Annotated in this window: 9 protein-coding genes; 5 read left to right on the top strand and 4 right to left on the bottom strand. The window is 61.5% G+C overall.

Annotated features, from left to right (window positions below):
• Positions 1 to 263: 263 nt before the first annotated feature.
• Genes NKJ72_RS02725 through NKJ72_RS02705 form a run of 5 tightly spaced genes read left to right on the top strand, consistent with a single transcriptional unit; the run spans position 264 to position 4,834 of the window.
• On the top strand, positions 264 to 1,472 hold the full coding sequence (locus NKJ72_RS02725) for an ABC transporter substrate-binding protein (RefSeq protein ID WP_352475719.1): 1,209 nt from the start codon (positions 264 to 266) through the stop codon (positions 1,470 to 1,472).
• Between the two features lie 11 nt (positions 1,473 to 1,483).
• A complete protein-coding gene (locus NKJ72_RS02720) occupies positions 1,484 to 2,257 on the top strand; it encodes an ABC transporter ATP-binding protein (protein ID WP_352475718.1) in 774 nt (257 codons plus the stop codon).
• Positions 2,250 to 2,960, top strand: a complete 711-nt coding sequence (locus tag NKJ72_RS02715; RefSeq protein ID WP_352475717.1) for an ABC transporter ATP-binding protein — start codon at positions 2,250 to 2,252, stop codon at positions 2,958 to 2,960. The genes NKJ72_RS02720 and NKJ72_RS02715 overlap by 8 nt, the downstream gene beginning before the upstream one ends.
• 7 nt (positions 2,961 to 2,967) lie before the next feature.
• Positions 2,968 to 3,855: a branched-chain amino acid ABC transporter permease gene (locus NKJ72_RS02710; protein WP_352475716.1), complete on the top strand. Its 888-nt coding sequence runs from the start codon at positions 2,968 to 2,970 to the stop codon at positions 3,853 to 3,855.
• A 1-nt stretch (position 3,856) separates the two neighbouring features.
• Positions 3,857 to 4,834, top strand: a complete 978-nt coding sequence (locus NKJ72_RS02705) for a branched-chain amino acid ABC transporter permease (protein ID WP_352475715.1) — start codon at positions 3,857 to 3,859, stop codon at positions 4,832 to 4,834.
• A 19-nt stretch (positions 4,835 to 4,853) separates the two neighbouring features.
• On the opposite strand, the gene NKJ72_RS02700 is transcribed toward NKJ72_RS02705, so the two are convergent.
• From NKJ72_RS02700 to NKJ72_RS02685, 4 genes are read right to left on the bottom strand one after another with little or no spacing between them, the layout of a single operon-like run.
• Positions 4,854 to 6,029 carry an ABC transporter ATP-binding protein gene (locus NKJ72_RS02700; protein ID WP_352475714.1) on the bottom strand — a complete coding sequence of 392 codons (1,176 nt, stop codon included), beginning with the start codon at positions 6,027 to 6,029 and terminating at the stop codon, positions 4,854 to 4,856.
• On the bottom strand, positions 6,022 to 7,164 hold the full coding sequence (locus NKJ72_RS02695) for an extracellular solute-binding protein (protein ID WP_352475713.1): 1,143 nt from the start codon (positions 7,162 to 7,164) through the stop codon (positions 6,022 to 6,024). Before NKJ72_RS02695 ends, NKJ72_RS02700 begins: the two co-directional genes overlap by 8 nt.
• A gap of 22 nt (positions 7,165 to 7,186) precedes the next feature.
• Positions 7,187 to 8,008, bottom strand: coding sequence for an ABC transporter permease (locus tag NKJ72_RS02690; protein ID WP_352475712.1), 822 nt, complete (start codon positions 8,006 to 8,008; stop codon positions 7,187 to 7,189).
• Positions 8,005 to 8,883 (bottom strand): ABC transporter permease, encoded by an 879-nt coding sequence (locus NKJ72_RS02685; RefSeq protein ID WP_254819522.1) that lies wholly within the window; start codon positions 8,881 to 8,883, stop codon positions 8,005 to 8,007. Before NKJ72_RS02685 ends, NKJ72_RS02690 begins: the two co-directional genes overlap by 4 nt.
• Positions 8,884 to 9,045 lie beyond the last annotated feature (162 nt).

Below are 9,045 nucleotides of genomic sequence, written 5' to 3'. Positions count from 1 at the left end.
GGCCTCCACTCCAGCCAGCATCTTGAATCACAGAACCGACTGATCGGGAATCCCCTTCGATTCCGTCAAATCAGGAACCGCTCTAATACTAAAGTAACTGTTCTCGCGTTGCCGAGCGATGCTACGATTTGATGGACGGCGGCCGTACAGCGCTGCGTGATTTTGCGCCGGAGAGGATGGAATGTGGGAGGCCACTCTTCGTCCCGCAGCAGGCAGCCGCCGACATGTTGCCCGGTTGTCGACCATAAGGGAGGAAGTCACCAATGAAGATATCGTACCTGGTCTCGGCCGCGCTTCTTGCAGCGACTGCGATGCCTGCCGCAGCCGCCGAGATTTCCGACGGCAAGGTCAAGATCGGCATTCTCAACGACCAGTCGGGCGTCTATGCCGATTTCGGCGGCAAGTGGTCGGTCGAGGCCGCCAAGATGGCGGTCGAGGATTTCGGCGGCAAGGTGCAAGGGGCGCCGGTCGAGATCGTCAGTGCCGACCACCAGAACAAGCCGGACATCGCCTCCAACATTGCGCGGCAGTGGTATGACACCGAACAGGTCGATTCCATCATGGAACTCACCACCTCCTCGGTGGCGCTCGCCGTCCAGGGGATTTCCAAGGAAAAGAAGAAAATTGACATCGTCACCGGCGCCGCGACCACCGAGCTAACCGGTAAACAGTGCTCGCCCTATGGCTTCCACTGGGCCTACGACACGCATTCGCAGGCAGTGGGGACCGGTGGCGCTCTCGTCCAGCAAGGCGGCGACAGCTGGTTCTTCGTCACCGTCGACTATGCATTCGGCTATTCGCTGAAGGAGCAGACCGCAAAGTTCGTCGAGAGCCATGGCGGCAAGGTGGTTGGCGAGGTGCGTTACCCGCTCGGCTCGACCGACTATTCATCCTTCCTGCTGCAGGCGCAATCGTCGGGCGCCAAGGTCATCGGCCTGGCGAATGCCGGCCTCGATACCTCTAACTCGATCAAACAAGCGGCCGAATTCGGCATCGTGCAGGGCGGCCAGCGGCTTGCAGCACTTCTGTTCACGCTGGCCGAGGTGCATGGGCTCGGTCTCGAGGCGGCGCAAGGCGTGGTGCTGACCGAAGGCTTCTACTGGGATCGCGACGATAAGAGCCGCGAGTTCGCCCAGCGGTTCTTCAAGCGCACCAACCGCATGCCGAATATGATCCAGGCCGCCACCTATTCAGCCGTGACACAGTATTTGAAGGCGATCGACAAAGCCGGCACCGATGGAACCGAGGCGGTCGCCGAGGAATTGCATTCGATGCCGGTGAACGACGTCTTTACGGCGAACGGCAAAGTGCAGCCCGACGGCAACATGGTTCACGACATGTATCTTTATCAGGTCAAGTCGCCGAGTGAGAGCACCAAGGAGTGGGACTATTACAAACCCCTCGCCACGATCCCCGGTAACGAGGCGTTCCTGAGCGCCCAAGAGAGCGGCTGTCCGACGGCCGGCGAGTGATTGGCGGACCGATGGCGCCGCCTGAACCGGATCGGCCGCAGGTAGTGCTTTCCGCCCGCGGTTTGCGGCGTGACTTCGCCGGCTTTGTTGCGGTCAGGAATGTCGATCTCGACCTCTACCACGGCAATATCCACGCGCTGATCGGACCCAACGGCGCCGGCAAGACCACTGTGTTCAACCTGCTCACCAAGTTTCTGCCGCCGACCAGCGGCAGGATCGAACTGCTCGGCCACGACATCACCCGCACCTCGCCGGCCAAGGTCGCGCGGATGGGCCTGGTGCGCTCGTTCCAGATATCGGCAGTGTTTCCGCATCTCAGCGTGCTCGACAATGTGCGCGTTGCATTGCAGCGACCGGGCGGGCTCAGCGTTCAGTTCTGGCGCTCGCTGTCGGCGCTCGATAGATTGACGCCACGCGCCGAGGAGCTTTTGCGGTCTGTCGGTCTCGACGATGCCAAGAACAGGCCCGCCGCCGATCTCTCCTATGGCAGGAAACGTGTGCTCGAGATCGCCACGACGCTGGCGCTCGAGCCGAAAGTGCTGCTGCTCGACGAGCCGATGGCCGGCATGGGGCATGAGGACGTGCGCACGGTTTCCGACATCATCCGCTCGGTGGCCAGGGATCGCGCCGTGCTGATGGTCGAGCACAATCTGACAGTAGTGGCCGATCTTTGCGACTGGATAACCGTCATGCAGCGCGGCGAAATCCTTGCCGCCGGCGACTACGCCACGGTCAGCCGCGACGAGCGGGTGAGGATCGCCTATATGGGCACCGCCGATGACTGACGCCGCGCCGCTTCTTGCAGTCCGCGACCTCAACGCCTGGTATGGCGAGAGCCATGCGCTGCACGGCGTCGATCTGGAGGTCTTTCCAGGTGAAACTGTGACGTTGCTGGGCCGCAACGGCGTCGGCAAGACCACGACATTGCGCGCCATCATCGGGCTGATTCGCCAGCGGACCGGCCAGATTTTTTTCGACGGCAAGGATCTGATGCGCCTGCCGCTGCACCGGACCGCGCATCAAGGCATCGGCCTGGTGCCGGAGGAACGCGGCATCTTCGCGACGCTGACCGTGGACGAGAATCTGGTGCTGCCCCCGATCGTCGCCGAAGGCGGCATGAGCGTGGAGGAAATATTCGATCTTTTCCCCAATCTGAAGGAGCGCCGCAACAGCCCCGGCACCAGGCTCTCGGGCGGCGAGCAGCAGATGTTGGCGATCGCGCGCATGCTCAGAACCGGCGTGAAAATGCTGCTTCTCGATGAGCCGACCGAGGGCCTGGCTCCGGTCATCGTGCAGCGCATCGGCGATCTGCTGGCGACGATGAAAAAGCGCGGTATGACGATCCTGCTGGTCGAGCAGAATTTCCGCTTTGCCAGCCGCGTCACCGACCGTTTCTACCTGATGGAGCACGGCAAGGTCGTGGCGGCCTTTCCGGTCGGCGAACTGCCGGATCGTATGACGCTGCTGCATGAAGTGCTGGGTGTATGATGGCGCCATGACGATGATCTTCGGAATACCCGTTCAGGCATTCCTCGGCCAATTGCTGGTCGGCCTCATCAACGGCTCGTTCTACGCAATGTTGAGCCTGGGCCTTGCTGTCATATTCGGCCTGTTGCGCGTCATCAATTTCGCTCACGGCGCGCTCTATATGCTCGGCGCCTTCATCGGCTACCTGCTTCTCACCCGGTTCGGCATCGGCTACTGGCCGGCTTTGATCCTGTCGCCGCTGATCGTCGGCGGCTTCGGCGTCGTGGTCGAGCGCCTGGCGCTGTCGAGGCTTTACGACATCGACCCGCTCTACGGGCTGCTTTTCACCTTTGGCCTCGCGCTCGTGCTCGAAGGGGTATTCCGTTACTACTATGGCGTATCGGGAAGTCCTTATTCCGTGCCGCCGCTGCTCTCCGGCGGCACCAATCTCGGCTTCATGTTCCTGCCCAATTATCGCGGCTGGGTGGTGGTAGCCTCGATGATCGTCTGTTTCGGCACTTGGGCGCTGATCGAGAAGACCAGGCTGGGCTCCTATCTGCGCGCGGCAACGGAGAACCCCGGCCTGGTGCAGGCTTTCGGCGTCAACGTGCCGTTGCTGCTGACCTTTACCTACGGCCTCGGCGCCGCTCTTGCCGGGCTTGCGGGGGTTCTCGCCGCGCCGATCTATCAGGTGAGCCCGCTGATGGGATCTGACCTCATCATCGTCGTTTTCGCCGTTGTCGTGGTCGGCGGCATGGGATCGATCCTCGGGGCGATCGTCACCGGTTACATGCTTGGCCTCGCCGAAGGCTTGACCAAGGTTTTCTATCCCGAAGCCTCCAATCTGGTGGTCTTCGTCATCATGGCGATCGTGCTTCTGGTCCGGCCAGCCGGCCTGTTCGGAAGGGATGCCTGAGATGGCCGAACTGACCCTTCGCGAGACGCGTGCCAAGAATTCCGCACGGCTTGAATGGGCGCTGGTCGGGCTCGGCATCCTGGCGCTGCTGGTGGCGCCTTTCTTCGTCTATCCGATCTTCCTGATGAAGATGCTGTGCTTTGCGCTGTTTGCCTGCGCGTTCAACCTTCTGCTCGGCTACACCGGTCTGTTGTCCTTCGGCCATGCGACGTTCTTCGGCGGGGCGGCCTATTTCACCGCATACGCGGTCAAGGTCTGGGGCTGGCCGCCGGAAGCGGGCATCCTGCTCGGCGTCCTGGGTGCGGCCCTGCTCGGCCTTGTGATGGGCTTCTTTGCCATCCGCCGGCAAGGCATCTATTTCGCCATGATCACGCTGGCGCTGTCGCAGATGTTCTTCTTCTTCTGCGTGCAGGCACCGTTCACCGGAGGTGAGGACGGTGTCCAGGGCGTGCCGCGTGGCAGGCTGTTTGGAATGCTCGACCTGAACGTCTCGATCAACATCTATTATTTCGTGCTGGCAGTCTTCCTGATCGGCGTCTTCGCCATCTGGCGCATCATCAACTCGCCTTTCGGCATGATCCTGCGTTCCATCCGGGAAAACGAGAGCCGGGCCATTTCGCTGGGCTATTCCGTCGCCAACTACAAGCTGGCGGCTTTCGTCATGTCGGCGACATTGGCCGGGCTGGCCGGCGCGCTCAAGGCGATCGTTTTTCAGTTTGCCACGCTCACCGACGTCACCTGGCAGATGTCGGGCGAGGTGATCCTGATGACGCTCCTCGGCGGCATCGGCACCATGGTCGGGCCGATCATCGGGGCCAGTCTGGTCGTCGGCCTGGAAAACACGCTCGCCACCTCGAGTTTTCCGGTGACCATCGCCACCGGCCTGACCTTCATGGTCTGCGTGCTGGTTTTCCGGCGCGGTATTGTCGGTGAGGTTTATGCGCGGTTTCTCGGGCCAAAGGGTGACGCGAAAGACTGAACGGCTCAGTTCCGCCTCGCTACGCGATGCGTAAGCCTTGCGCGTCGAGAAGCACGCAGCCCAGCGGATCGAAGCAGACATCGACCATTTCGCCTTCACGCAGCGGCTGGCCGTCGATCAGCTTGTTGGCGCGCACCAGCGTGCCGGCGCCGATGTCGATCTCGTAGACCGCATTGCCGCCGAGATAGGAGGTCGAAACGACCCGTCCCGCCAGTCTGTTGGCAGCACCGTCGGCACTGACGGTAAGCTTCTGCGGGCGAACGACGACGGTGACCGCGCTGCCGGTCGCGAGCGGCTTCGGCGCGGCCGCCTTTACGACATGGCCGCTGGCCAGCGCGATCGTCGCCATCTTGCCGTCCATCAGTGTCACGCTGCCGGGCAGCATGTTGGCCTTGCCAAGGAAATTGGCGACGAATGCGGTGGCCGGCTGGTCATAGACCTGCGCGGGGGAGCCGATCTGCTCGATCAGGCCGGCATTCATGACAACGATGCGGTCGGACATCGACAAAGCTTCTTCCTGGTCGTGCGTCACGAAGATAGCGGTGATGCCCGTCTCCCTCTGGATTTTCTTGATCTCAACGCGCATGTCCTCGCGCATGTTGGCGTCGAGTGCCGACAAGGGCTCGTCCAGCAGCAGCACTTCCGGCTCGAAGACGATGGCGCGGGCCAGTGCGATGCGTTGCTGCTGGCCGCCAGAGAGCTGTGATGGCAGCTTTGTCTCACTGCCGGGCAGCCGCACCATATCCAGCGCCTTCTTGACCCGGCGCACGATTTCCGGTTTCGGCACGTTTCGATATTTCAGGCCGAATGCGACGTTGTCGAAGACGTTCTTGTGCGGAAAGAGCGCGTAGTTCTGGAACACCAGACCAATGTTGCGCTTGTAGATCGGGATGTCGTCGACCCGCTTTCCGCCGATCGAGATCTGGCCGCTGGAGATGTCGACCAGGCCCGCGATCGATCGCAGGATCGTCGTCTTGCCGCACCCGGACGGCCCCAGCAAGGTGACGAAACTACCCTTGCCGATCGCCAGTGAAAAATCGCGCACAGCGGCGAACTTGCCGTAAAAAATATCGATGTCGCGAAACTCGACCGCAGGCTTTCCTGTCGGCTGCCTCTCGCCTTGGGCGAGCGGGTCGCCAGCAGCCCCGGCCGAAGCCGGCCGGGGCTGCTGGTCGTGGCTGTCGTCGTCATGCACCTTTCGACACCCTGTCCCATTGCTTGGTCCAGGCGTCTTCGTTCTTCGCCCAGTAGAGCGGATCGGCAAAGGTCAACGACTTCATCGATCCGGTCGGGTCGAAGGCCGGAAGTGCCGCGATCTTGTCGGTCAGCTTCACCTTGGTCGGGTCAAGCGATGGCGGATAGTTCTGGCCCTCGGCGACGGCGATCGACGTTGCCGGATCCAGCATGAAGTTGATCAGTTCCTCGCATTCGGCCATGGGCGAACCCTTGAGCACCAGCATGTCCTCCATCCACGCGTATGAGCCGGCAGGGTCGAGATAGCCGATTGGCTGGCCCTGCTGCTGCAGGGCGGCGACACGTCCTGACCAGGCGTCGGTGACGACGATCTCGTTTCGCGACAGGAGGTCCATGAGTTCCGCGCCGGAACTCCAGAACTTCTTGGCCAGGTCGCGGGTCTCGCGAACCTTGGCCCAGATGGCATCCATGTCCTGGATGTTGTTGGGATCCTGTTTCGTCTGCAGCGCCGCATACCAGACGCGCGTCGTCATATCGGCGTAGCCGCCGATCTTGCCGGCATATTTCTTGTCGGTAAGCAGGTTGGCGCCCTTTTCCTTGGCTTCCTCCGGCGAGATGACCTTGTTGTTGTAGGCGATGCCGGTGGTGCCGTAATCATAGGGCACAGCCGACAGCTTTGGCGTGATCTTGCGGAACGGCTCGATCATGGCGGTCAGCACATTTGCCATGTTCGGGATGTTCGCCTCGTTGATCTCCGAATTGAAACCGCCATTGACGTATTTGATGTAGTAGTTGACGCCGGAAGAATGGACGATCTGGAAGTCGCCCGGCTTCGACGTCTTGATCTTGGTGATGATCTCGTTCTCGTCGCCAAAGGTGCCCTGGACGACCTTGACCTTGGACTTGGCGGTGTAGGGCTGGAACGCGTACTTATCGATCGCTTCCTGCACCACGCCGCCCCATCCGTCGAAGCGCACTTCCGAAACCGCGGCCAGCGCCCGTCCCATCCAAGGCATGGAAAGCCCGGTGGCGGCGGCAGCGGCGGCCGTCAGCGTCAGGAATGATCGCCGGCTGATGTCGCCATCGGCATATCGTTCGTTGAGCCGTTCCAGTCGTTTGGTGATTGTCAGTTTCATTTCCGTTCTCCCATTTTCATTTTCACTTGCCTGCCTTGAACCAGGTGAGGCTTTGCAGGATGAGCCCGCCAGCCAAGGGAATGCCGACCGTCAAAAGGATCATGACGGTTCCGAGCGCGTTCACCTCGGGGCTGATCGAGATCTTCAGCATCGAAAGGATTTGCGTCGGCATGGTCTCGACGCCCGCCGGCCGCCAGAACAGGCTGGCCGAAGTGTTGTCGAACGAAATGGTGAAAGCGAGCAGGACGCTGGCAAGCACTGCGGGAATGAGCAGCGGCAGCGTAATCTCGCGGAATGTCGACACACGCGGCGCCCCGAGCGACAGCGCCGCCTCCTCATAGGAACGCTTTATGCCGACCATGCGCGCCTGGACGATCAGCACCACGTAGGGGAGCGTGAGCAGAATGTGGCCGAGCACCAGCAGCGTCATGCTGCGCGGCTGGTCGACGGCTTTGATCATGACCAGCAGGCCGACGCCGAGTATCGTTTCAGGGACCAGCGCGGGAAGAATGACAAGCGTGTTGATCGCCTGCTTGCCACGAAACTCGAAGCGCACCAGCGCCAATGCCGCCATGATGCCGAGCAGCGTCGTCACCGTCGCCGTTACCAGGGCAATCCACATCGATGTCCGGAAGGCGTCGAGAACCGGCTCGTTGGTGAGCAGCTTCTCATACCATCTCAGGCTGAAGCCGGTGAGGGGAAAGCCGCCGAACATCGAGGCGTTGAAGGAAAGCACGACCGTGGCGAGGATCGGCGCAAACATGAAGACGTAGACGCACACCGTGACCACGCCGGTCAGCCGCCACGCCCATCTGCCTTCGCGATCGGGATGATCCGCTCTCATGCGCTGAGGCCCTTCATGATCTGCGACAGGCCCATATAGCGGCTGTAGGCGGCAGCGGCGGCGCCGAGCAGGACGAACAGGACGATGGAAAGCGTTGCGCCCATCGGCCAATTGAGCTGCCCCATAATGGTATCGTAGATCAGGTTGCCGAACAGCGCATCGCGGCTACCGCCGAGCAGCTGCGGCGTCACATAGGAACCGGCCGCCAGCACGAAGCAGAGCAGCAGCCCGGCGCCCAGCCCCGGCATCGAGAGCGGCAAGGTCACTTCGCGGAACGCCTGCGCGCTGGTACAGCCCATCGAGCGGGCGGCGGCGATCAGCGTGCGGTCGATGCTTTCCAGGCTGACATAGACGTTCAGGATCATGTAGGGCAGCAGAAAATGCAGCAGCCCCATGATGACGGCGCCCTCGGTGTAGAGCATCGGCAACGGCTCGTTGATGACGCCCAGCCTGATGAGCGCGACGTTGATCAGCCCCTGTTCGCCGAGGATGTGGATCCACGAGAACGTCCGGATGGTGAAGCTGATCCAGAACGGCACGATGAGCAGCAGCAACAGCAGCCATTTGTGCCTGAAGGTCGTGGCCCAGATGAAATAGGCGGGGAAATAGCCAAGGATCGCGCAGATCACCGCGGTGATGGCGCCGACGCGAACGGTCTTCCAAAGAAAGCCGTGATAATAGCTGTCGGTGAGGAATTCCTTCCAGTTGTCGAAGGTCAGCACCGCCGACTCAACTCCGGCGGTGACGAAGGTGAAAAACGTGTAGACCGTCATCATCGCGATCGGCAGCAGCAGAAGCAGGGTAAGCAGTATAAGCACAGGCGCGACGAGGACCCAGGCCAGTCGCTGATCGTATAATTTCCACCCTTTGGTCACGACCCGTCCAACCACTTTATGTTCAAGCCGCCATCACCGGGCTCGGCTCGGGACTAGATTGGGCGATCGGCGTTCAGGTGTCCACTCTGCATGTGACTCCAGCACAAACTCTGTGCAGGGCCACTGGTTGACCCTCGCCCTGCCGGATTCAACAAATTGCCC

This window comes from Mesorhizobium sp. M0045 (assembly GCF_040323385.1).
GTDB lineage: Bacteria > Pseudomonadota > Alphaproteobacteria > Rhizobiales > Rhizobiaceae > Mesorhizobium.
This window is presented reverse-complemented; position numbering and strand designations above follow the sequence as displayed.

What these genes read in the sequence shown, in the direction of transcription:
- NKJ72_RS02710 (WP_352475716.1), top strand. Translation starts at nt 2,968, where the DNA reads ATGACGATGATCTTCGGAATACCCGTTCAGGCATTCCTCGGCCAATTG.
- NKJ72_RS02705 (WP_352475715.1), top strand. Translation starts at nt 3,857, where the DNA reads ATGGCCGAACTGACCCTTCGCGAGACGCGTGCCAAGAATTCCGCACGG.
- NKJ72_RS02690 (WP_352475712.1), bottom strand. Translation starts at nt 8,008, where the DNA reads ATGAGAGCGGATCATCCCGATCGCGAAGGCAGATGGGCGTGGCGGCTG.
- NKJ72_RS02725 (WP_352475719.1), top strand. Translation starts at nt 264, where the DNA reads ATGAAGATATCGTACCTGGTCTCGGCCGCGCTTCTTGCAGCGACTGCG.
- NKJ72_RS02720 (WP_352475718.1), top strand. Translation starts at nt 1,484, where the DNA reads ATGGCGCCGCCTGAACCGGATCGGCCGCAGGTAGTGCTTTCCGCCCGC.
- NKJ72_RS02715 (WP_352475717.1), top strand. Translation starts at nt 2,250, where the DNA reads ATGACTGACGCCGCGCCGCTTCTTGCAGTCCGCGACCTCAACGCCTGG.
- NKJ72_RS02695 (WP_352475713.1), bottom strand. Translation starts at nt 7,164, where the DNA reads ATGAAACTGACAATCACCAAACGACTGGAACGGCTCAACGAACGATAT.